This is a genomic window from Microbacterium oxydans (genome assembly GCF_900095745.1).
In the GTDB taxonomy this organism is placed as follows: Bacteria; Actinomycetota; Actinomycetes; order Actinomycetales; family Microbacteriaceae; genus Microbacterium; species Microbacterium oxydans_B.
Genome location: NZ_FMIR01000017.1, coordinates 38,820 through 59,608, shown reverse-complemented (window position 1 = coordinate 59,608; position 20,789 = coordinate 38,820). Strand labels below are relative to the sequence as shown.

Below are 20,789 nucleotides of genomic sequence, written 5' to 3'. Positions count from 1 at the left end.
GCAACGGTGTTCCGGCATGATGTCACCGCGGTGCTAGAGTCTCGTAGGTAAGGGCTGCCTTACCTCAGTCGTCGCAACAGAAATCGTCTCCGTGCTCGCCACTTTTCTCATCGGCCTCCGTGAAGGTCTGGAAGCTGCGCTCGTCGTCGGCATCCTCGTCGCCTACCTCCGCCGTCTCGGCCGGAAGGACGCCCTGCCGAAGATGTGGGTCGGCGTCGGCCTCGCGATCGTCCTGGCCCTGGGCATCGGTGCCGTGCTCACCTTCGGCGCCTATGAGCTCACGTTCAAGGCGCAGGAGCTGATCGGCGGAGGGCTCTCGCTGCTCGCCGTCGCCATGGTCACGTGGATGATCTTCTGGATGCAGCGTGCCGGACGCACCATGAAGGCGACGCTCGAGGGCGGACTCGATCGCGCGCTCACCACCGGCGGGCTCTGGGCTCTCGTCGCGATCGGATTCGTCTCCGTCGCGCGGGAGGGTATCGAGACGACTCTGCTGCTGTGGTCGATGGTGCAGGCTTTCGGCGATGCGCCCTCCGCTCTGCTCGGTGCTCTGCTCGGCCTCGCCGCCGCCGTCATCATCGGCTGGCTCATCTCCCGCGGAGCCGTGAAGCTCGATCTCCGCCGCTTCTTCGCATGGACCGGCGGCTTCCTCGTCATCGTCGCGGCTGGTGTGCTCGCGTATGCCCTGATGGATCTCCAGGAGGCGGGCGCCCTGCCGGGCCCGTTCACGGCCGCGGCCCCGCTCGACCCGTCGACCGGGGCGGTCGCGATCGGGTGGATGGCTTTCCCGTTCGGCTGGGCCTTCGATGTGTCGTCGGCCATCGCTCCGAGCGGTCCGCTGGCGGCGGTGCTGCAGGCCACGGTCGGCTTCATGCCCGCGATGACCTGGCTGCAGGTCTCCGCCTGGACTCTCTACATCCTCATCGTCGGGTCGCTGTACGTCCGCGGTCTCCGCTCGCGCCGTGCTCCGAAGCCCCGCGCTTCGACCGAACCCGAATCCGACACGACCTCTCTCTCACCACAAGGAGCAGCATGACCACCTCTCACCGTGTCCTGGGGACACTCGCCGCCGCGGGCGCTGCGGTTCTCGTCCTGAGTGGCTGCGTCGCCAAGAGCGATGTCGCCGCCGATGCCGCGTTCGACGTCTCGTCGACCGAGGGGGACTGCGCGGTCTCGGAGGCCACGGCGAAGAGCGGAACGCTGACGTTCGACGTGAAGAACGACACGGATCAGGTCTCGGAGTTCTATCTGCTGGCCGAGGACGGTCTGCGCATCGTCGGCGAGGTCGAGAACATCGCGCCCGCCGCGTCGCGCACCCTCACGGTCGTCGCACAGCCGGGGGACTACTTCACGCTCTGCAAGCCCGGCATGCTCGGCGACGGCGTCGGCAAGGCGGCCTTCACCGTCACAGGCGACCGCGTCGCCGTCGACGGCCCCGATGCCGAGCAGAAGCAGAAGGCCGTCGACCTCTACGCCGCGTTCGTCAAGGACCAGGTCGGCCAGCTCGTCCCGGCCGTCGAGGAGTTCGTCGCGGCCTACGAATCGGGTGACGACGAGACCGCTCGCGAGCAGTTCCCGCTGACCCGCGCGTTCTACGAGCGCATCGAGCCGGTCGCCGAGGCGCTCGGGGATCTCGACCCGCGCATCGACTACCGCGAGGTCGACGCCGTGGCCGAGGGGCTGGACTGGACGGGCTTCCACCGCATCGAGAAGGACCTGTGGGTGCCGGCGGAGGACGCGCTGAACGCCGACGGCGAGACCCCGGCCCGGCAGGACTGGGCTCCGTCGACACCGGCAGAGCGGGCCGACTTCGGCGACCTGCTGCTCGCCGACGTGCAGGAGCTCTACGACTACGTGCACTCCGACGACTTCACGACGGCTCTCGACGATCAGGGCATCGGAGGCATCTCGAACGGCTCGATCGCGCTGCTCGACGAGGTCGCCACCGGCAAGATCTCGGGCGAGGAGGACTGGTGGTCGGGCACCGACCTCTACGACTTCGCTGCGAACGTCGAGGGCTCGAAGATGGCGTTCTCGCTCGTGCAGGACTTCGCCGCAGCTCAGGGTGACGACGGTGAGGCCCTCGTCGACGAGATCGAAGGCGGCTACGCCGCACTCGAGGAGTCTCTCGCCGCCCACGGCTCGCTGACCGACGGGTTCGTCGCCTATGCGGAGCTGACCGAAGACGACAAGCGCGAGTTCACCGACCTGATCAACGCACTGGCCGAGCCGCTCTCGCAGCTCACCAGTACCGTCCTCGACTGATCAGCGTCGAGCGGAATCGAACGGATACCATCACGGACGTGAACGAACCAGACGCGGGGGCCTCGCCCGACACCTCATCGACGGGTGATGCCCCGGCTCCGGGCGGACTGAGCAGACGCGGACTCCTCGGCCTCGCCATCGGCGGTGGCGTGGCAGGGCTTGCGGTCGGCGCCGGCGCGGGCCTCGCCGGAGGGGTGGCGCTGGGCCGTGCCCGCGCGGCGGAGGACGCGCATTCCGCGTACGAGTTCTTCGGTATGCACCAGGCCGGCATCACCACGCCGGTGCAGGATCATCTGCACTTCGCGAGCTTCGACATGATGCCGCGCAGCGACCGCGATGACCTCATCTCCTTGTTGCAGGACTGGTCGTACGCCGCGTCCCGCATGTCGCAGGGACTGGAGGTCAGCGCGAGTGGAGCGGTCGGCGGGCCAGGCGAGGCGCCGCCGGACGATACCGGCGAGGCCTTGGGGCTCCCGGCGGCCGGCCTCACGATCACCTTCGGGTTCGGGCCCGGCCTCTTCGAGAACGAAGACGGCGACCGCTACGGGATCGCCGCGCGGCGCCCGGCCGGGCTCGAACGGCTCCCGGCGTTCCTCGGCGACGATCTCGACCCGCAGGCGTCCCACGGAGATCTCTGCATCCAGGCGTGCGCCGACGACCCGCAGGTCGCGGTGCATGCGATCCGCAACCTCAGCCGCATCGCCTTCGGGCGTGCCCGCCTGCGCTGGTCGCAGCTGGGATTCGGCAAGACCTCGCGCACGACCGCCGCCCAGGCGACGCCCCGGAACCTCTTCGGCTTCAAAGACGGCACGGCGAACATCCTCGCCGACGACACCGAGGCGCTCACGGACCACGTCTGGGTGTCCGAGAAGGATGAGCCCGGCTGGCTCGCCGGTGGCTCCTACCTCGTCGCACGCAAGATCGCGATGCTGATCGAGACGTGGGACCGGGTGCGGCTCTCGGAGCAGGATGCGATCGTCGGACGGGATAAAGGGGAGGGCGCGCCGCTTTCGGGAGGGGACGAGTTCACCGCGCCCGACTTCCATGGCAAGGCCATCGACGCCAACAGTCACGTGAGCCTGGCGCATCCCGAGCAGAACGACGGTGTGCGGATCCTCCGGCGCGGCTACAACTACGTAGACGGCAACAACGCGCTCGGACGCCTCGACGCCGGACTCTTCTTCCTGTCGTACCAGCGCGACCCCGCACAGTTCATCGCACTGCAGCGGCGGCTGTCGACCGATCTGATGAACGAGTACATCCGCCATGTCGGCTCCGGGATCTGGGCCGTGCCGCGCGGCGCGACCCCCGGGTCCTACGTGGGTGCGCAGCTGTTCGCCTGAGTGAGTTCAGGCTCCGCGTCGGGCGGTCTCGAGGATGTCGACCACCGTGGCGGCCATCTCGTCCGCACCGAAGTGATCGGCAGCGGTGATGGTCACGACCGCGTCGTCGAGGAAGATGAGCAGCTGGCCGTGCGCGCCGTGCAGCCGCCACCCGCGCCCGGGGCCGCCCCAGCCGGCGAGGGCGTAGCGGTCGTAGCCGGGGTTCGGGCCGGCGACGACGCCGTTCTCGTGCATCGCGTCGATCCATCCCGACGACACCAGCTGCGTGCCCTGCCACCATCCGCGGTCGCGGATCAGCAGGCCGATCCGTGCCATCTCACTCGTTCGCAGCGGAAGCCCGCCGCCCGCTTCGATGCGCCCGTTCGGGCTGCGCGTCCACACCACATCATCGATGCCGAGCGGGCGGAACAGCCGGGCATCGAGGTAGTCGCCCACATCGCCGACTCGGGCGGAGAGGGCCGTCATGGCGGTGTAGGTGCTGGCGTTCGAGTACTGGAATCTGCGTCCGCGTGATGGCCGACGCAGGAACTCACGGGCCAGGTCCGGCCAGTCCGTCATGAGCGTCTCGGACCAGGGCAGGTCGATGCCGCTCGACATCGTGAGCAGGTGTCGCAGGGTGACCTCGTCGACGCCCTCGCCGCGCTCGAAGTCGGGCACGTAGACGGTCACGGGCACATCGAAGGAGATCGCGCCCTCATCGGCGGCGATCGCGGCCGCGAGCACGCACACGCCCTTGGCGACCGAATGCACATCCTCGCGCACATCGGGCGTCCAGCGGTGTTCCGCCTCGCCGGCTCCGATGCGCACGTGAAGCCCGTGCGCGCCGAAGCCGGACGTGGACACCGCCTCGACGATGCGGTCGCGGACGATTCGTGCGGCGGTCATCGCGGATCGGTCCGGGGTCGTCGGGACCCGGTCGGATCGTTTCGACGTCCTTCGCGTGACGTGAGGGCCGGGTCGGTGAAGAGCCAGCGCGGACGCGGCTCGACCAGGGGTCGGAACACCCGACGCACGGGTTTAGTGGCCAGGAGCAGCGCGACGACCACGGAGAGCGCCGTCACCAGCGGCAACCAGATCCATGTGGGCTCGAGGTCGCGCAGCACGCCGGTCTCGCGGAACGGGTAGAGCACGAAGGAGTGCAGCAGGTACACGTACATCGTGTATTGACCGAATGTGGTCCACCAGTACGAGCCGCGGGGGATCAGGGCGAAGAAGCCGGCGCACAGGAGCACGGCCAACAGCATCAGGGCGATACGGATCGCACCGGCCCACCACTGCTCGCCGACCAGGTCGGAGTACGAGTCCTCGTAGAACAGCCAGTGGCGCAGATCCACGGCCTGCCAGAGCGGCAGCCAGTTCCACGCCGCCCAGCCCACTCCCGCGAAGAGCGCCACTGCGGCGGCCCGGATCCACCAGGGGCGGAAGTCGAGCAGCCGGAACCGATCGACGATGTCGTGCTCGCGCAGCCACCAGCCGAGTGCGAAGAACGGCAGGAGGCCGAGAGTGCGAGACAGCGAGAACGTGCTGTCGACATTCGGGAGGTAGCCGGAGCCGATCGAGATCACGACCGTCCACAGGAGCGGCCAGCGCAGCAGAGCGAGATAGGGCAGCACCAGTCGGAATATGCCGAGCGCGAGCAGGAACCACAGCGTCCAGCTCGGTTTCGTGAAGTTCGGTGTCGCTTCGCCTTCGACGAGCCACTTGGTGAGCGTCCACAGTGTCTCGAAGATCACGTAGGGGAGGATGATGTCCGTGATCACCCGCGCCATCTGTGTCTTGGTGGGAGTGCCCGACTTGGAGAAGTAGCCGGAGATGATCGCGAACGCCGGCATGTGGAACGCGTACAGCGCCAGGTAGAAGGCGAAGGCGATGTCCGAGTCGTAGATGAGCCGCTGGATCGCATGCCCGAGCACGACGAGGACGATGCAGATGTACCGCGCGTTGTCCCAGAACGGCACGCGCCGTCGCTTTCGCGGGAGAGATCCTGTGGTGGGCCCTGAGATGTCCGCCCCGGTACTGCTCATCTTTCGAGGCTACAGCCCGGGAATAAAGTTGCTGTGAGCGCGTTGACACAGATACATTCAAATGAATAGAAACGGATGCGAGTCATCCGGTTCGGAGAACACGGAGCAATCATGAGCGAGCAGTCAGGCGCGCAGGCGATGCAGTTCGGCATCATGTCGGTCAGCGACATCACCCGCGATCCCACCACGGGCATCACCCCCAGCGAGCAGGAGCGCATCAAGGCGACCACGGCGATCGCCGTGCACGCCGAAGAGGTCGGACTCGACGTCTTCGCGATCGGTGAGCACCACAACCCGCCGTTCTGGTCCTCCAGCCCCAGCACCTTCCTCGCGGCACTGGCCGCGCAGACCGAGCGCCTCATCGTGTCGACCTCGACGACGCTCATCACCACGAACGACCCGGTGCGCATCGCCGAGGAGTACGCGATGCTGCAGCACGTCTCCGACGGGCGCATGGACCTCATGCTCGGTCGCGGCAACACCGGACCGGTGTATCCCTGGTTCGGGCAGGACATCCGCCAGGGTCTCCCGCTCGCGATCGAGAACTACGCGCTGCTGCACAAGCTGTGGCGTGAAGACGTCGTCGACTGGGAGGGCAAGTTCCGCACCCCGCTGCAGGGCTTCACCTCGACACCGCGGCCGCTCGACGGCATCGCGCCGTTCGTGTGGCACGGGTCCATCCGCACCCCGGAGATCGCGGAGCAGGCCGCCTACTACGGCGACGGGTTCTTCGCGAACAACATCTTCTGGCCCAAGGAGCACTACCAGCGCCTCATCGAGCTGTACCGTCAGCGCTTCGAGCACTACGGTCACGGCACCAGGGAGCAGGCGATCGTCGGCCTCGGCGGTCAGGTGTTCATGGCGGCCAAGTCGCAGGACGCGGTGAACCAGTTCCGCCCGTACTTCGACAACGCGCCGGTGTACGGTCACGGTCCGAGCATGGAGGACTTCACCGAGATGACGCCGCTGACGGTCGGTTCGCCGCAGCAGGTCATCGACCGGTATGCGTCGATGCGCGAGTACTACGGCGACTACCAGCGCCAGCTCTTCCTGATCGACCACGCGGGGCTCCCGCTGAAGACGGTGCTGGAACAGCTCGACATCCTCGGTTCCGAGGTCGTGCCGGTGCTGCGCAAGGAACTCGCGAAGGACCGCCCGTCCGCCGTCCCGGACGCACCGACCCACGCCGCACGCGTGGCCGCGGAGTTCGGTGACGGTCCGACGCGCCAGGCTCGCCCCGGCGCGAATCGCGGTGACAACCTCACCGGCGACTCGCCGTACCAGGACAGCCCGGCGCCCGCCGGCGCAGCGTTCGGGCTCGGCCGGAAGGAGGCGTGACATGACCACGCGTCGTATCGCCGTCGTCGCGGCGGGGCTCTCGAACCCGTCGTCCACCCGGATGCTCGCCGATCGACTGGCCGCCGAGACCGTGAAGGCCCTCGCGGAGCGCGACATCGAGGCCACCGTCGACGTGATCGAGCTGCGCGACTATGCGCACGACATCACGAACAACATGCTCACGGGGTTCGCACCGCAGGCGCTCGAGACCGCGATCAACACGGTGGTCTCCGCCGACGCGCTCATCGCCGTCACACCGATCTTCTCCACGAGCTACTCGGGACTGTTCAAGTCGTTCATCGATGTGCTGGATCCCGACGCGCTCACCGGGAAGCCGGTCCTGATCGGCGCGAACGCGGGAACCGCGCGGCACTCGCTGGCGATCGACTACGCGATCCGGCCGCTGTTCGCCTACCTGCACGCCGAGACCGTCTCGACGGGCGTGTTCGCGGCATCGAGCGACTGGGGAGACTCGGGTGACGACGTCGCCCCGCTCGCGAAGCGCGTGGAGAAGGGCGCACGGGAGCTCGCCGACACGATCGCGCGGAAGGAAGCGACCACGGTCGCAGACCCGTACGACCCGGCGACGTACCTGGGCGAAGGGCGCTCCTTCGGGCACATGCTCGGAGGCCTCGCGGGGGAGTGAGTGGCGCATGACGCCATCGACGATGTCCGAGGGGTATCGTACGGTGGCGTCATGCCCACACACCCCGCGATCGTCGCGCTCCAGGAACGATTCTCCGGCACCCTCCTCCTTCCCGATGACTCGGGTTACGACGCGGCTCGACAGCCGTGGAATCTCGCGATCGAGCAGCGGCCGGTCGCGGTCGCGACGCCCGCCGATGTCGACGACCTCCGCGCGCTGCTGAACACGGCGCGGGAGTCGGGTGTGCGGCTCGCGATCCAGCCGAGTGGCCACGGAGCCTCGGGTTCTCTGTCCGGTGCCGTGCTGGTGAGGATGAGCGCGTTCGACGATCTGGAGATCGATCTCGACAGCGGCGTCGCGAGGGTGGGCAGCGGCGTGCGCTGGGGCGCGGTCGTCGAGGCGCTCGAAGGCACCGGATGGGTCGCGCCGGCCGGCACCAGCCCCGTCGTGAGCGTCGCCGGGTACACACTGGGCGGTGGACACTCGTGGTTCAGCCGCACGGCGGGCCTCGGCTCCGACAATCTGCGCGCGGCGTGGGTGTTGCGCACAGACGGCACGCACGAGCGCGTGGACGACGATGCCGACGCCGACCTCCTGTGGGCGCTGCGGGGGGCCGGCGGCCTCGTGGGCATCGTGACCGCACTCGAGATCGAACTCGTGCGGGCACCCGCCGTCTGGGGGTCGAACCTCACCTTCGACGTCGCCGATGCGCCGACGGTCGTCCGAGCGGTCCGCGACCTGGCGTCCTCGGCTCCATCGACGCTCAACGTGTTCCTGAACTCGATGCGGATGCCGGATGCGCCGCAGCTCCCCGAGCAGATCCGCGGGCGCAGCTTCCTCACGGTCCAGGCGCTGTCGACCGACGGGCCGCAGGAAGAGCTGATCGACGCGGTGCGCCGGGCCGGAGAGGTGCGCAGGGATATCACCGGCCCGACCTCGCCGGCGGCACTGGCCGCCGCATCGAACGAGCCGACGGATCCGACGCCCGGCCGCGGATCATCGATGGCGCTGAGCGCCCTCGACGACGCGACCATCGACGCGCTCCTCGAGTTCCGCGAACTGCCCGAGCAGTGGCCGATCATGGGCATCGACATCCGCATGCTCGGTGGCGCCCTGGATACACCGCGACGACCGGGCTTCGCCTCTCTGGAGTCCGTGGGCTGGCTGCTGCACGCTCTCGTGCCAGTGATCCCCGGAGTGCCCGCCGAGCCGGGAGAGGCGAGTCTCGTGGCCTTCCGAGAGCTGCTGGCCCCGAACGAGGCCTCTCAGACCGTGGCGACCTTCCTCGAGCCGGAGCAGACCCTCGAGCGCTGCGGATCTGCCGACGAGATCGCCCGTCTCCGGGAACTGCGCGCGCGGTTCGATCCCGACGCTCTGCTGCACGAGGGGCGGCTGCCCCGCTGACGGTCAGACCTCGGGGCCGGTTCGCCGCTTCCAGCCGTACTCGGTCTCCGGTCGTCCGCGGTTCCCGTAACGTGCGGCCCGCGTGAGCACACCTTCGACGACCAGGTGTTCCAGATAGCGTCGCACGGCGACCCGGGACATGCCGAGCCGTTCGGCCGCCTCGCTTGCCGACAACGGCCCGTCGGTGCGCAGTTGTGCGGTGACTCTGTCCAGCGAGGCCGCCGAGAGCCCCTTGGGAAGCGTGATCGTCCCGGTGGCGCGGCCGAGCAGTGCGTCGATCTCTGCCTGGGTGGCTTCGCCATCGGTGGTCCGCGCCTGCTCCCGATGCGCACGATACTGTTCCATCCGCTCGCGGAACACCGCGAAGGGGAAGGGCTTGACGAGATACTGGAAGACGCCGAGCGCCGCCATCTGCCGTACGGATTCGGCGTCCCGCACACCGGTGATCGCGATCACATCCACCGCAGCGGAGCGAGCGCGAAGGGCCCGGAGCACATCGATGCCGGAGCCGTCCGGCATCGTGATGTCGAGCAGGACGAGGTCGAACGCGCCGGGATGCTCGATCAGGGCGGTCAGAGCGGCCCGGGCTCCCGTGCACTCGCCGGCGACGACGAACCCGTCGAGGCGGGCTACGTAGTCGCGGTGCAACTCGAGCGTCAGAGCGTCGTCGTCGACGATGAGTGCGCGGATCACGGCGTCGACCGCCGAGGTGCCGCTGCCGGGACGATGACCCGGAACGTGGTCGGTGCGTCGCTCACCGTCACCGAGCCGCCGGCACCGGTCACGACGGAACGGACGAGCGCCAGACCGATACCGCGGCCGTTCCCGTCGGCGGGTTTCGTGGAGTAACCCTGGTCGAAGATCCGCTCGCGCACGGCAGGAGGGATCCCGGGACCGCTGTCCGAGACCTCCAGCACGATCCCTGCGCCATCGTCGGGGCGGAGTGAGACCTGCACCCAGCGGTCGTCCGACTCGGCGGCGGCGTCCATGGCGTTGTCCACGAGGTTGCCCAGCACCGAGACGGCATCGACAGGAGACAACGGCGTGCGGGGCGTATCGGGCTCGATGTGCACCCGCCAGTCGATGCCGCGCTCCTTGGCCTGCGAGGCCTTGCCGAGGAGGAGCGCGCCGACGGCGGGATCCCCGTGGCGTCGCGCGGTCACCTGGTCCACGAGCGACTGGCTCTGTCGTGACGTCTCCGCGAGTATCTCGATCGCCTCATCGCGGCGTCCGAGCTCGAGCAGCGCGACCGCGGCGTGCATACGGTTCCCGTGCTCGTGCGTCTGCGCGCGCAGAGCCTCGCCCAGGGTGCGGATCGACTCGTACGACGACACCGCGTCGCGGAGTTGACCGGGTGGGAGGTCACCGGTGATGCGGCGGGTCACACGCCGCGCGATGATCGCGCCACCGACGCCGAGTGCGATGAGGGCGACCGTGATACCGAGCGTGAGAGGCAGGCGGCGGATCAGGGTGTCGGTGATGGATTCGGTTGTCACCCCGGCCGCGACCCAGCCGATCAGGTCTCCGTCCGGTGTGATGACCGGCGAGATCGTCCGTATGGAGGGACCGAGGGTTCCGGTGAACTCCTCCGTCAGTGTCTGGGGTGTCGCGGGGATCGTGCCCAGGTAGATCCCGCCGATCTGGTCGGTATCGGGGTGGGTGATCCGCGTGCCGCCCGGGGTCATGACGGTGATGAAGTCGAGCCCGGCACCGGCGATCACCCCCAGGGAGTAGGGCTCGAGCACGCGGGTGGCCGCGTCATGATCGCTCGAGCGCAGGCCGTCGACGACGAGAGGGGAGGAGGCGAACGAGGCCGCGATGGCCGCCGTCACCCGCTCCGCTTCGGTGCGGATCGATCGCTGCGCCTCGGCGACGAGGAAGACCGCCACGAGGGCGCCGATCACGACCGCCGCGACGAGCAGCACGGCGAAGACGCGCGAAGCGGTGCTGCGGCCGCGGGAGGTGTGCGCCATCGCCTGCTCCGATCGTCGATGGTCAGGTGCCGTGACCAATACGACCACAACTCGTGTTGCGGCGGGAGGTGGATGACCGTGGGAACCGATCGGCGGCGCAGAAGCCGCCATTCGGACGAAGACGTCGACGATCGAGGAGGAAGCCATGGCGCTCACAACGGGATTCGCACTGCCGAAGTTCAACTGGCGACGAGGGAAGCACGCGTGGGACCGGCACACCTGGCTGTATATGTCCGTGCTGATCGCGGTCGTACTCGGCGCGATGGTCGGGCTCATCTGGCCGGAGGTGGGTCGAGGGTTCGAAGCGCTGGGCACGGGCTTCGTCGCCCTGATCAAGATGATGATCGCCCCGATCATCTTCTGCACGATCGTCGTGGGCGTCGGATCCATCGCCAAGGCGGCGACGGTCGGCAAGATCGGCGGGCTCGCTCTCCTCTACTTCATGGTGATGTCGACGTTCGCGCTGGCGATCGGCCTCGTCGTCGGGAACATCATCCACCCGGGCGCGGGGCTCGACATGGCGTCTTCGACGTATGACGCGGTCGAAGCGGAGGCCAAGACGACGCAGGAGTTCATCCTCGGCATCATCCCGACCACGTTCTTCTCGGCCTTCACGGGGGAGAGCGTGCTGCAGGTGCTGTTCATCGCACTGCTCGTCGGTTTCGCGCTGCAGGGACTCGGCGAGCGCGGCGCCCCCATCATGGAGGCGGTCAAGCAGTTGCAGAAGCTCGTCTTCCGCATCCTCGGGATGATCCTCTGGCTCGCACCGATCGGGGCGTTCGGAGCCATCGCCGCGGTGGTGGGCAAGACCGGTGTGGCGGCGATCTGGAGTCTCGGGACGCTGATGGTCGCGTTCTACATCACCTGCATCCTGTTCATCGTGGTGATCCTCGGTGTGATGCTGTGGGCGGTGACACGGGTGAACATCTTCGCCCTCATGAAGTACCTCGCACGGGAGTACCTGCTGATCGTCGGCACGTCTTCTTCGGAGTCCGCCCTCCCTCGCCTGATCGCGAAGATGGAGTTCGTCGGCGTGTCCAAGCCGGTCGTCGGCATCACGGTGCCGACCGGGTACTCGTTCAACCTCGACGGAACGGCCATCTACCTGACGATGGCGTCGCTGTTCATCGCCACGGGGATGGGGCAGCCGATGTCGATCGGCGAACAGATCGGGCTGCTGGTGTTCATGATCATCGCCAGCAAGGGGGCGGCCGGAGTGACCGGTGCGGGACTGGCGACACTCGCCGGGGGGCTGCAGGCGTATCGCCCCGACCTCGTCGACGGGGTGGGCGTGATCGTCGGCATCGACCGCTTCATGTCAGAAGGACGGGCTCTGACGAACTTCACCGGGAATGCCGTCGCGACGCTGCTGATCGGCACCTGGACCAAGCAGATCGACCGTGACCGCGTGCGGCGGGTGCTGAGCGGCGACCTCCCCTTCGACGAGTCCCTGCTCGACGGCGTCGACGCGCACGGTCATGAGAAGGCCTCACAAGGCGCGGACGTGCAGGAGCTGCGGGAGGCGGCCATGACGGAGATGGCGGCGAAGGAGGAGCGGGCCAGGGCGCGCGCGGAACGCGGCTGACGAGAGGGGTGAGGGATGCGGGAGTCCGGGTGAACGGGCTCCCGCATCCGCGCGGTCAACCGCTCTTGCGTCGGAACTCGCGCCGGGTCTGCGGGGCGTTCGCACTGTGCACGGCGGAGTCGCCATCCAGGTGCGCCTCGCCCTGCCGGTGGTGCGCGTTCTTCTTCTCGAGCGCTTCCTTGAACTTGCGCTTCATCTCCTCAGAGGAGGAGGCGCCTTCTTCGGTGCTCATGCCCCGAGCCTAGAGCACCGGCTGCGGCGGGTCACCCTCTCGTGCCGCGCAGGACGCGATCGAGCAGCACTCCCAGACCCAGCGCGATGACGATAGAGACCGGGACGGCGATCAGCGGGCCGCCCGGCAGGATGGCGGCGACGGCGGCGCCCACGGCCGCCTGGTACAGCGCCCAACCGGACCCGGCCAGTGCGACGAGGGCGAGGTACCGAGGTGGATGGATGCGCGACGCCCCCGCCACGAGGTTGATCGCGAGTCGGGCGAAGGGCACGAAGCGGGCGGTGAAGAGGACGGTGGCTGTGCCCGCGTCCAGCCGGTGCCGTGCCCAACCCAGTGCCTGCTGCACACGAGGCGCCCTCATCCACCGCCACCGATCGAGGCCGACGGTCCGGCCGATCAGGTAGCAGCACGCGTCTCCGACGGTCGCGGCTGCCGCGGCGCAGACGACGACCGACCAGAGCGGCGGGGTCCCCGTGGTCGCCGCCAGCGCTCCGAGTGCGGTCACCGCGATCTCACCCGGCACGACGACGAAGAAGGCGTCCCCGAGCACGAGCAGACCCATCAGCGCCAGGCTCCAAGGCCCGGTGAGGGATTCGGTGAGCAGATCCGTCGACACGTCGTCCACTGTGCCCGCAGACGGTGAACGGCAACCAAAGAGCGCATAGCCGGTGACCCGCCGTCCAGCATCCGGTGAACATCCGGTGCCGCAAGCCGTTTGTGGCGACTGCAGCGTCGGAGCACGGTCATCCTGAGGCTGTGAGAGTAGCGATCGTCACGGAGTCCTTCCTTCCGCACATGAACGGCGTCACCGGGTCAGTGCTGCAGATCCTGAGACACCTCGAGCACCGCGGGCACGATGCCCACGTGATCGCCCCCGCCGCGGTCGGGATCCCCGGGGCGGTGCGCGGAGTGTCGATCGAGGCTATTCCGAGCCTCGCGCTTCCGGGCTATCACAACGTCAGGGTCGGCACGTCTGGCGTCCCGCGCATCGCCGCGTCCCTGCGCCGCTTCCAGCCGGATGTCGTGCACCTCGCCTCGCCGTTCGCGCTCGGTTGGCGTGGGGTGATCTCCGCTGAGCGGATCGGGGTCGCCAGCGTCGCCGCCTACCAGACCGACGTCGCGGCCTATACGGAGCGCTACGGGGTCGCCGCGGCGACCGGCATCGCCCAGACGCACATCGCGCGGCTGCACCGACGAGCGACGATGACACTCGCTCCCTCCGCGGATGCAGCCCAGCAGCTCGCCGCACTCGGAGTGGATCGCGTGCGCCACTGGGGAAGGGGCGTCGACGCGGAACGCTTCCAGCCGGTGCGTCGGGACCCTGCGCTGCGTGCCGAGTGGAATGCCGAGGTCGTGATCGGATACGTCGGCCGCCTCGCCCCGGAGAAGCAGGTCGAGGACCTCGTCGTGCTCCGCGACCTCCCGGGGGCGCGCCTGGTGATCGTCGGAGACGGCCCCAGCAGAGCACGGTTGGAGGGGCTGCTCCCGGATGCCGTGTTCCTCGGCCACCTCGACGGGTCTGCGCTCGCCGCGGCCATGGCGTCGTTCGACGTCTTCGTGCACCCCGGGGAGAGCGAGACGTTCGGGCAGACCCTGCAGGAGGCGCACGCCAGCGGGGTCCCGGTGATCGCGACCGGGCGCGGCGGGCCCCTCGACCTCGTTCGCATGGGCGTCGACGGATGGCTGTACCGCCCCGGCAACCTCGATGACCTGCGGATGCGAGTGGCCGATCTGGCAGGCGACGCGCGAAAGCGGCGGGCGTTCGGAGAAGCCGGTCGTGATGCAGTGCAGAGTCGCAGCTGGGCGAGCGTGTGCGATCAACTGCTCGGCCACTTCGAGGAGGCGCGGCTGCTGCAGCGGGTGGATGCGGCTTCGCGCGCTCGCCGCGTCACCCGGCCGGATTCCCCGCCGCCGGTCACCGCGCATCGCTGGCGCCGCTTCGTCGCGCTGGGGGATTCGCTCACCGAGGGACTCTGCGATCCCGCCCCGGATGGCGCCCTGCGCGGTTGGGCCGATCGGCTCGCATTGCTGCTCGCCGCGCGGGGAGGGCTCCACTATGCGAACCTCGCGATCAGGTCGAAGCGCGTGCGCGATGTGTGCGGTCGACAGCTGGAGCGTGCGCTCGAGCTGCATCCTGACCTCATCTCGATCCTCATCGGAGCGAACGATCTCGTGAAGCATCGTGTCGACGTCGCAGCGCTCGCCGCGGAGGTGGAGCACGCCGTCGTGCGGCTGCGGGCGATCGGTGCGGATGTGCTGCTGGTCACGCCGTTCCTGCCGGGACGTCGGGCGGCGGCGATCTATACACGGCGCTTCGCCGCGTTCGCGACGGCGTTGGCGGGGGTCGCCGCGCGCACGGGAGCGATCCTGATCGACACGGATCTGCATCCTGCACTGGCCGAGCGGCCGAACTGGGGTGAGGACCTGGTGCATCTGAGCAGTCGTGGCCATCGTCTCCTCGCGTATCGAGCGGCCGAGATGCTGGGGGTGCCCGATGCGGATGCCCTGGGCATCCTGGACGCTGCCCTGCACGAGCACGAGCCGATCGGCGCGGGCGTGTGGTGGCGCCGACACGCCTTGCCCTGGGTCTGGCGCCGCCTGCACGGACGCGCGGCGGGCGACGGTCGCGCGGCGAAGCATGACGACTACGTGTATCTCGGGCGCTCATCCGCGGCGCGGTGGGCGAACGTCGGCTGACTCGCGTCGCGTTACCTCACCGCCGACGGCCGGGGCCGATCAGCGCCGACCCATGCCGTGGTACTGCCAGCCCGCTGCGCGCCAGGCCGCCGCGTCGAGGCAGTTGCGCCCGTCGATGATGATCCGTCCGCGAACCAGACCGCCGGCGTGGGCAGGGGAGAGGTCGCGGCGGTACTCGTCCCACTCGGTCACGATCACGACCGCATCCGCTTCCCGAAGCGCATCATCACGGTGTCGCTCATAGCCGAGCTGCGGATGGGCGGCGGCGGCATTGTCGAGAGCCGCGGGGTCGGTCACGACGACGTCTGCGCCGAGCCCACGCAGACGGACAGCGACGTCGAGGCCGGGGGAGTCGCGGATGTCGTCGCTGAACGGTTTGAACGCGGCGCCGAGAACGGCGATCCGGCGCCCGAACACGAGCCCGCCCAGCGCGTCCACGATGAGCTGCACGGCCCGCTCGCGGCGCCGGAGGTTGATCGCGTCCACCTCGTGGAGGAAGCCGACAGCTTCACCGCGACCCAGCTCCTCCGCACGCGCGGCGAATGCGCGGATGTCCTTCGGCAGGCATCCGCCGCCGAAGCCGATGCCGGCGCCGAGGTAGCGCCGACCGATCCGCGAGTCGTGGCCGAGAGCGTCGGCGAGCAGCGCCACGTCGGCGCCGGAAGCCTCAGCAATCTCCGCCATCGCGTTGATGAACGAGATCTTGGTCGCGAGAAAGGCGTTCGCGGCGCCCTTCACCAGTTCCGCCGTGGCGAGGTCGGTCACCAGGAACGGCGTCCCGGCCTCGACAGCCGCCGCGTAGACCTCGCGCAGCACCGCGACGCCGCGTTCACCGGCCGCGTCCGGCTCGGCGCCGACCACCAACCGGTCCGGGGTCAGCGTGTCGTGCACGGCCCAGCCCTCTCGAAGGAACTCGGGATTCCACACCACGGTCGCGCCGGAGTCGGCGACGCGGGTCGCGAGTCGTGCGGCGGTGCCGACCGGCACGGTCGACTTCCCCGCGATCACGTCGCCGGGGCGGAGGTGGGGGAGCAGCCCGTCGATCGCCGCATCGACGTATCGGAGGTCGGCGGCGTGACCGCCCGGGATCTGCGGCGTCCCCACCGCGAGGAAGTGCACCTGCGCGCCGGCGGCATCCGCCAGCCGACCGCTGAACCGGAGCCGACCGGACTCCCGCCCCTCGATGAGCAGCTCCGTCAGCTGTGGCTCGAAGAACGGTGCGGAGCCCGCGTTGAGCGCGGCCACCTTCCGCTCGTCGACGTCGATGCCGATGACGTCGTGTCCGATCGAGGCCATGGCGGCGGCGTGCACGGCACCGAGGTACCCGCAGCCGATCACTGACATGCGCATGGAGACAGCACAACGGACTCCCGCCACGGCGCGGCATCCGCTCGGTGAACGTTCCGTGGCCGGCGCCTGTCCACTCCGCGCTGCTGCGGTGACGTGGGTTTTGCGACGTCCGCTGGTAGGGTGGACGAGGTTGACGTGTGTCAATCGCACAATCGAATATCGACTCATGGAGCGAGCGGCGGAGAAGCTGGTCCCCTGTGGTGGGTTCCTCGGCAGGACATGTCGGGTGGCTTTCTACTGGTGGCCAGCGCAGGCGACATTCGCGGGAATGCCCGCGCGCCCGAACCCTTCCGTTCCGCTCCTTTGAATACGCTCGCGCGTCACATGGACTCGCGAGTCTAAACAAAGAAGGAGAGACCTCTTGGAAGGTCCTGAAATCACCGCCACCGAGGCCGTTCTCGACAACGGCCGCTTCGGCACCCGCACCATCCGCTTCGAGACCGGCCGCCTCGCGCAGCAGGCTCAGGGCGCAGTCGCCGCGTACCTCGACGGCGAGACCATGCTCCTCTCGGCCACCAGCGCAGGCAAGCACCCGCGCGAAGGCTTCGACTTCTTCCCGCTGACGGTCGACGTCGAGGAGCGCTCCTACGCCGCCGGCAAGATCCCCGGCTCGTTCTTCCGTCGCGAGGGCCGCCCCTCCACCGAGGCGATCCTCGTCTGCCGTCTGATCGACCGTCCGCTGCGCCCGTCGTTCGTCGACGGCCTGCGCAACGAGGTCCAGGTCGTCATCACCGTCATGTCGATCGCTCCGGGCGAGTTCTACGACGCTCTCGCGATCAACGCCGCGTCGGCGTCCACGCAGATCTCGGGTCTCCCGTTCTCGGGCCCGGTCGCCGGTGTGCGCCTCGCGTTCATCCCGGGCAACGGCCAGAACGACGACCAGTGGGTCGCGTTCCCGAACGCCGAGCAGGTCTCGGAGGCCGTGTTCGACCTGATCGTCGCCGGTCGTGTCGTCACCAAGGCCGATGGCACGGAAGACGTCGCCATCATGATGGTCGAGGCTGAGGCCACCGAGGGCAGCTGGAACCTGATCAAGGCCGGCGCCACGAAGCCGAACGAAGAGGTCGTGGCCCAGGGCCTCGAGGCCTCGAAGCCCTTCATCGCTCAGCTCGTCAAGGCTCAGGCCGAGCTCGCTGCGACCGCATCGAAGGAGCCGGGCGTCTACCCGGTCTTCCCGGCGTACAGCCAGGAGGTCTACGACTTCGTCGCCGGCCGCTCCTACGACGAGCTCGTCGGCGTCTACCAGATCGCCGACAAGGTCGAGCGTCAGACCGCTGACGACGCGATCAAGGACCGCGTCAAGGCCGAGCTCATCGAGGCCACCGAGGCGGGTTCGCTCCCGGCTGCGGCTCCGCTCGAGTTCTCCGCGGCGTACAAGTCGGTCACGAAGAAGATCGTCCGTGGTCGCATCCTCACCGAGGGTGCTCGCATCGACGGCCGTGGGCTCGCGGACATCCGCCCGCTCGACGCCGAGGTGCAGGTCATCCCGCGCGTGCACGGTTCCGCGGTCTTCCAGCGCGGCGAGACTCAGATCCTGGGTGTCACCACGCTGAACATGCTCAAGATGGAGCAGCAGATCGACTCGCTGTCGCCGGTCACGAGCAAGCGCTACATGCACCACTACAACTTCCCGCCCTACTCGACCGGTGAGACCGGCCGTGTCGGTTCGCCGAAGCGTCGCGAGATCGGGCACGGCTTCCTCGCCGAGCGCGCACTCGTGCCGGTGCTGCCGAGCCGCGAGGAGTTCCCCTACGCGATCCGTCAGGTGTCCGAGGCGCTGAGCTCCAACGGCTCGACGTCGATGGGCTCCGTGTGCGCGTCGACCCTGTCACTGCTGAACGCGGGTGTGCCGCTGCGCGCCCCCGTCGCCGGTATCGCGATGGGTCTCGTCTCCGACGAGGTCAACGGCGAGACCCGCTACGCGGCGCTGACCGACATCCTCGGCGCGGAAGACGCTCTCGGTGACATGGACTTCAAGGTCGCGGGAACGAGTGACTTCGTCACGGCGATCCAGCTCGACACGAAGCTCGACGGCATCCCGACGTCGGTGCTCACGGGCGCGCTGACGCAGGCTCGCGAGGCTCGCCTCACGATCCTCAACGTCCTGAACGCTGCGATCGACGCACCTGACGAGATGGCGCCCACCGCGCCGCGCGTCATCAGCGTGCAGATCCCGGTCGACAAGATCGGTGAGCTGATCGGCCCGAAGGGCAAGACGATCAACGCGATCCAGGACGAGACCGGGGCGCAGATCTCCATCGAGGAGGACGGCACCGTCTACATCGGTGCGACCGACGGCCCCGCGGCCGAGGCCGCTCGCGCCCAGGTCAACGCGATCGCCAACCCCACCAACCCGGAGATCGGGGAGCAGTTCCTCGGCACCGTCGTGAAGATCGCCACCTTCGGTGCGTTCATCTCGCTGCTCCCGGGCAAGGACGGCCTGCTCCACGTCACCGAGGTGCGCAAGCTCGCCGGTGGCAAGCGTGTGGAGAACGTCGACGACGTGCTGTCGGTCGGTCAGAAGATCCTCGTCAAGATCACGAAGATCGACGACCGCGGCAAGCTTTCGCTCGAGCCTGTTCTCGACGATGCCGCCGCCGCTGAGGTAGCGCCCGCAGAAGACGCGGCCGCCGAGTAAGCGCAGAGATCGAACCGGAACCCGGGTCCGTCCGTCGAGGACGGGCCCGGGTTCCGGCGCATCCCGGTGTGATCAAATCGTTATCGGCCGTTTCCGCGCCGTTCCCCGGATTGGTCAGGGCGTTCGATGAATTCGCTTACCCTCGAAGTACGCACCGGGGGGTGCAGATCCAGCAGGTACGCAGGTCGGCACGCACCGATCGACGCGGGGGTGAGAGAGTATGCGGTTGTTCAGCGTAGGCGCAGGAGCGTCGGCCGATCGCGCCCAGCAGCATGCCGAGCACCCGTCCGCACCTATCCCCATCGTCGGACCGGGGGTAGGGGAGACGATCCGCGTCCCGCTCGGCGAGACCGGCTATGAGACCTTCCCGCTGATGCTGGGTGCCGCCGAGTTCGGCTGGAACGTCGACCTCGAGACCAGCCACGGCATCCTCGATCGCTACATGGAGTTCGGCGGCAACGCCATCCACACGGCCGACGGATTCTCCGGCGGACGCAGCGAGCACATCATCGGGCAGTGGCTGCGATCGCGCGGCCGACGCGATCACGCGGTGCTGAGCGTGCGCATCGGAGCCCACGCCGACAATCCGGGGCTGGGTTCCGTCAACCTCGTGCGTGCGGTCGAGGGGTCGCTGACACGGCTCGGGGTAGAGCGCATCGATGTGCTGTATCTCGACGCCACGCTCGACGCGACGACCAACCTCGAAGACACCTTGGCGACCGTCGAATGGCTGTCGGACGCGGGGAAGGTCGGTGCCGTCGGAGCCTTCGGCCTGTCGCCGGAGCGCCTCGTCGAGGCACGGATCCTCGCCTCGGCCGGTTATCCGCGCATCCAGGTGATCGATGCGCCGTACAACCTGATCCGTCGTCAGCCGTTCGAAGGCGACCTGCGCCTCGTCGCCGGCGCACAGAACCTCGCGGTCACCCCGTCGCACGCGCTCGAGCACGGTTTCCTCTCGGGGCGTCACCGCAACAAGGCCCTCACCTCACGGGGCGTGCGTGGCGAGCAGCTGCGCGGGCACCTGAATCGGCGGGGGATCAAGATCCTGCGCGCACTCGACCAGGTGGCTGAAGAACTGGCTGTGCCGGTGGCGGCGGTCTCGGTCGCCTGGCTGCTCGCTCAGCGCACGATCGCGGCACCGATCGTGAACACTTTCGCGACGGATCATGTCGACGAACTCATGCAGGGCGCCGGTGTTTCGCTCTCGCGGAGCCACGTCGCCGAGTTGACCCGGGCCGGTAACTGAGCATCGTCCCACCCGTGACATAGGGTGGGATCAAGGCCCGGCGGATGC

At 68.7% G+C, this 20,789-nt stretch carries 17 protein-coding genes; 10 read left to right on the top strand and 7 right to left on the bottom strand.

Going from position 1 to position 20,789, the window contains the following annotated elements; all coding sequences use genetic code 11:
- Positions 1 to 91 precede the first annotated feature (91 nt).
- From efeU to efeB, 3 genes are read left to right on the top strand one after another with little or no spacing between them, the layout of a single operon-like run.
- A complete protein-coding gene (gene efeU / locus BQ2383_RS10645) occupies positions 92 to 1,036 on the top strand; it encodes an iron uptake transporter permease EfeU (protein ID WP_091033554.1) in 945 nt (314 codons plus the stop codon).
- The gene (gene efeO / locus BQ2383_RS10640; protein WP_091033551.1) at positions 1,033 to 2,265 is read left to right on the top strand and encodes an iron uptake system protein EfeO; all 1,233 of its coding nucleotides are present in this window, start codon (positions 1,033 to 1,035) and stop codon (positions 2,263 to 2,265) included. Before efeU ends, efeO begins: the two co-directional genes overlap by 4 nt.
- A 38-nt stretch (positions 2,266 to 2,303) precedes the next feature.
- Positions 2,304 to 3,608, top strand: a complete 1,305-nt coding sequence (efeB, locus tag BQ2383_RS10635; protein WP_091033549.1) for an iron uptake transporter deferrochelatase/peroxidase subunit — start codon at positions 2,304 to 2,306, stop codon at positions 3,606 to 3,608.
- Between the two features lie 6 nt (positions 3,609 to 3,614).
- On the opposite strand, the gene BQ2383_RS10630 is transcribed toward efeB, so the two are convergent.
- Entirely contained in the window at positions 3,615 to 4,493 is an 879-nt protein-coding gene (locus BQ2383_RS10630; RefSeq protein ID WP_091033547.1) for a serine hydrolase domain-containing protein, read from the bottom strand.
- Complete coding sequence (locus tag BQ2383_RS10625; RefSeq protein ID WP_091033544.1) at positions 4,490 to 5,632, bottom strand: acyltransferase family protein; 1,143 nt, start codon at positions 5,630 to 5,632, stop codon at positions 4,490 to 4,492. Before BQ2383_RS10625 ends, BQ2383_RS10630 begins: the two co-directional genes overlap by 4 nt.
- Positions 5,633 to 5,743: 111 nt before the next feature.
- Between BQ2383_RS10625 and BQ2383_RS10620 the strand changes: the two genes are divergently transcribed.
- From BQ2383_RS10620 to BQ2383_RS10610, 3 genes are read left to right on the top strand one after another with little or no spacing between them, the layout of a single operon-like run.
- A complete protein-coding gene (locus tag BQ2383_RS10620) occupies positions 5,744 to 6,970 on the top strand; it encodes an LLM class flavin-dependent oxidoreductase (protein WP_091034484.1) in 1,227 nt (408 codons plus the stop codon).
- A 1-nt stretch (position 6,971) separates the two neighbouring features.
- Entirely contained in the window at positions 6,972 to 7,616 is a 645-nt protein-coding gene (locus tag BQ2383_RS10615) for an FMN reductase (RefSeq protein WP_091033542.1), read from the top strand.
- Positions 7,617 to 7,667: 51 nt separating this feature from the next.
- Positions 7,668 to 9,020: an FAD-binding oxidoreductase gene (locus BQ2383_RS10610; protein ID WP_140403338.1), complete on the top strand. Its 1,353-nt coding sequence runs from the start codon at positions 7,668 to 7,670 to the stop codon at positions 9,018 to 9,020.
- Between the two features lie 3 nt (positions 9,021 to 9,023).
- On the opposite strand, the gene BQ2383_RS10605 is transcribed toward BQ2383_RS10610, so the two are convergent.
- Both BQ2383_RS10605 and BQ2383_RS10600 read right to left on the bottom strand, forming a co-directional pair.
- A complete protein-coding gene (locus BQ2383_RS10605; RefSeq protein ID WP_091033537.1) occupies positions 9,024 to 9,713 on the bottom strand; it encodes a response regulator in 690 nt (229 codons plus the stop codon).
- Complete coding sequence (locus tag BQ2383_RS10600; RefSeq protein WP_091033534.1) at positions 9,710 to 10,993, bottom strand: sensor histidine kinase; 1,284 nt, start codon at positions 10,991 to 10,993, stop codon at positions 9,710 to 9,712. Before BQ2383_RS10600 ends, BQ2383_RS10605 begins: the two co-directional genes overlap by 4 nt.
- 145 nt (positions 10,994 to 11,138) lie before the next feature.
- Here BQ2383_RS10600 and BQ2383_RS10595 point away from each other — a divergent pair, with 145 nt between their 5' ends.
- Positions 11,139 to 12,578, top strand: coding sequence for a cation:dicarboxylate symporter family transporter (locus tag BQ2383_RS10595; protein ID WP_091033532.1), 1,440 nt, complete (start codon positions 11,139 to 11,141; stop codon positions 12,576 to 12,578).
- A gap of 55 nt (positions 12,579 to 12,633) precedes the next feature.
- Here BQ2383_RS10595 and BQ2383_RS19370 read toward each other — a convergent pair whose 3' ends face one another.
- Together BQ2383_RS19370 and BQ2383_RS10585 are read right to left on the bottom strand one after the other, a co-directional pair.
- Complete coding sequence (locus BQ2383_RS19370) at positions 12,634 to 12,810, bottom strand: DUF5302 domain-containing protein (RefSeq protein ID WP_017830923.1); 177 nt, start codon at positions 12,808 to 12,810, stop codon at positions 12,634 to 12,636.
- A 31-nt stretch (positions 12,811 to 12,841) separates the two neighbouring features.
- The gene (locus BQ2383_RS10585; RefSeq protein ID WP_167381604.1) at positions 12,842 to 13,426 is read right to left on the bottom strand and encodes a DedA family protein; all 585 of its coding nucleotides are present in this window, start codon (positions 13,424 to 13,426) and stop codon (positions 12,842 to 12,844) included.
- Between the two features lie 140 nt (positions 13,427 to 13,566).
- On the opposite strand from BQ2383_RS10585, the gene BQ2383_RS10580 reads away from it, so the two are divergent.
- Positions 13,567 to 15,507: a GDSL-type esterase/lipase family protein gene (locus tag BQ2383_RS10580; protein ID WP_091033529.1), complete on the top strand. Its 1,941-nt coding sequence runs from the start codon at positions 13,567 to 13,569 to the stop codon at positions 15,505 to 15,507.
- A 39-nt stretch (positions 15,508 to 15,546) separates the two neighbouring features.
- Here the strand turns inward: BQ2383_RS10580 and BQ2383_RS10575 are convergent, their stop codons facing one another.
- On the bottom strand, positions 15,547 to 16,857 hold the full coding sequence (locus BQ2383_RS10575) for a UDP-glucose dehydrogenase family protein (protein WP_091033526.1): 1,311 nt from the start codon (positions 16,855 to 16,857) through the stop codon (positions 15,547 to 15,549).
- A 361-nt stretch (positions 16,858 to 17,218) separates the two neighbouring features.
- Between BQ2383_RS10575 and BQ2383_RS10570 the strand changes: the two genes are divergently transcribed.
- Both BQ2383_RS10570 and BQ2383_RS10565 read left to right on the top strand, forming a co-directional pair.
- Positions 17,219 to 19,495, top strand: coding sequence for a polyribonucleotide nucleotidyltransferase (locus tag BQ2383_RS10570; RefSeq protein WP_091033524.1), 2,277 nt, complete (start codon positions 17,219 to 17,221; stop codon positions 19,493 to 19,495).
- 220 nt (positions 19,496 to 19,715) lie between these two features.
- Positions 19,716 to 20,741, top strand: a complete 1,026-nt coding sequence (locus BQ2383_RS10565) for an aldo/keto reductase (RefSeq protein ID WP_091033523.1) — start codon at positions 19,716 to 19,718, stop codon at positions 20,739 to 20,741.
- Positions 20,742 to 20,789 lie beyond the last annotated feature (48 nt).

Excerpts from the sequence above, each read along its gene's own strand:
- efeO (WP_091033551.1), top strand. The coding sequence starts at position 1,033 with ATGACCACCTCTCACCGTGTCCTGGGGACACTCGCCGCCGCGGGCGCT.
- BQ2383_RS10630 (WP_091033547.1), bottom strand. The coding sequence starts at position 4,493 with ATGACCGCCGCACGAATCGTCCGCGACCGCATCGTCGAGGCGGTGTCC.
- BQ2383_RS10625 (WP_091033544.1), bottom strand. The coding sequence starts at position 5,632 with ATGAGCAGTACCGGGGCGGACATCTCAGGGCCCACCACAGGATCTCTC.
- BQ2383_RS10620 (WP_091034484.1), top strand. The coding sequence starts at position 5,744 with ATGAGCGAGCAGTCAGGCGCGCAGGCGATGCAGTTCGGCATCATGTCG.
- BQ2383_RS10615 (WP_091033542.1), top strand. The coding sequence starts at position 6,972 with ATGACCACGCGTCGTATCGCCGTCGTCGCGGCGGGGCTCTCGAACCCG.
- BQ2383_RS10610 (WP_140403338.1), top strand. The coding sequence starts at position 7,668 with ATGCCCACACACCCCGCGATCGTCGCGCTCCAGGAACGATTCTCCGGC.
- BQ2383_RS10600 (WP_091033534.1), bottom strand. The coding sequence starts at position 10,993 with ATGGCGCACACCTCCCGCGGCCGCAGCACCGCTTCGCGCGTCTTCGCC.
- BQ2383_RS10595 (WP_091033532.1), top strand. The coding sequence starts at position 11,139 with ATGGCGCTCACAACGGGATTCGCACTGCCGAAGTTCAACTGGCGACGA.
- BQ2383_RS19370 (WP_017830923.1), bottom strand. The coding sequence starts at position 12,810 with ATGAGCACCGAAGAAGGCGCCTCCTCCTCTGAGGAGATGAAGCGCAAG.
- BQ2383_RS10575 (WP_091033526.1), bottom strand. The coding sequence starts at position 16,857 with ATGCGCATGTCAGTGATCGGCTGCGGGTACCTCGGTGCCGTGCACGCC.
- BQ2383_RS10565 (WP_091033523.1), top strand. The coding sequence starts at position 19,716 with ATGCGGTTGTTCAGCGTAGGCGCAGGAGCGTCGGCCGATCGCGCCCAG.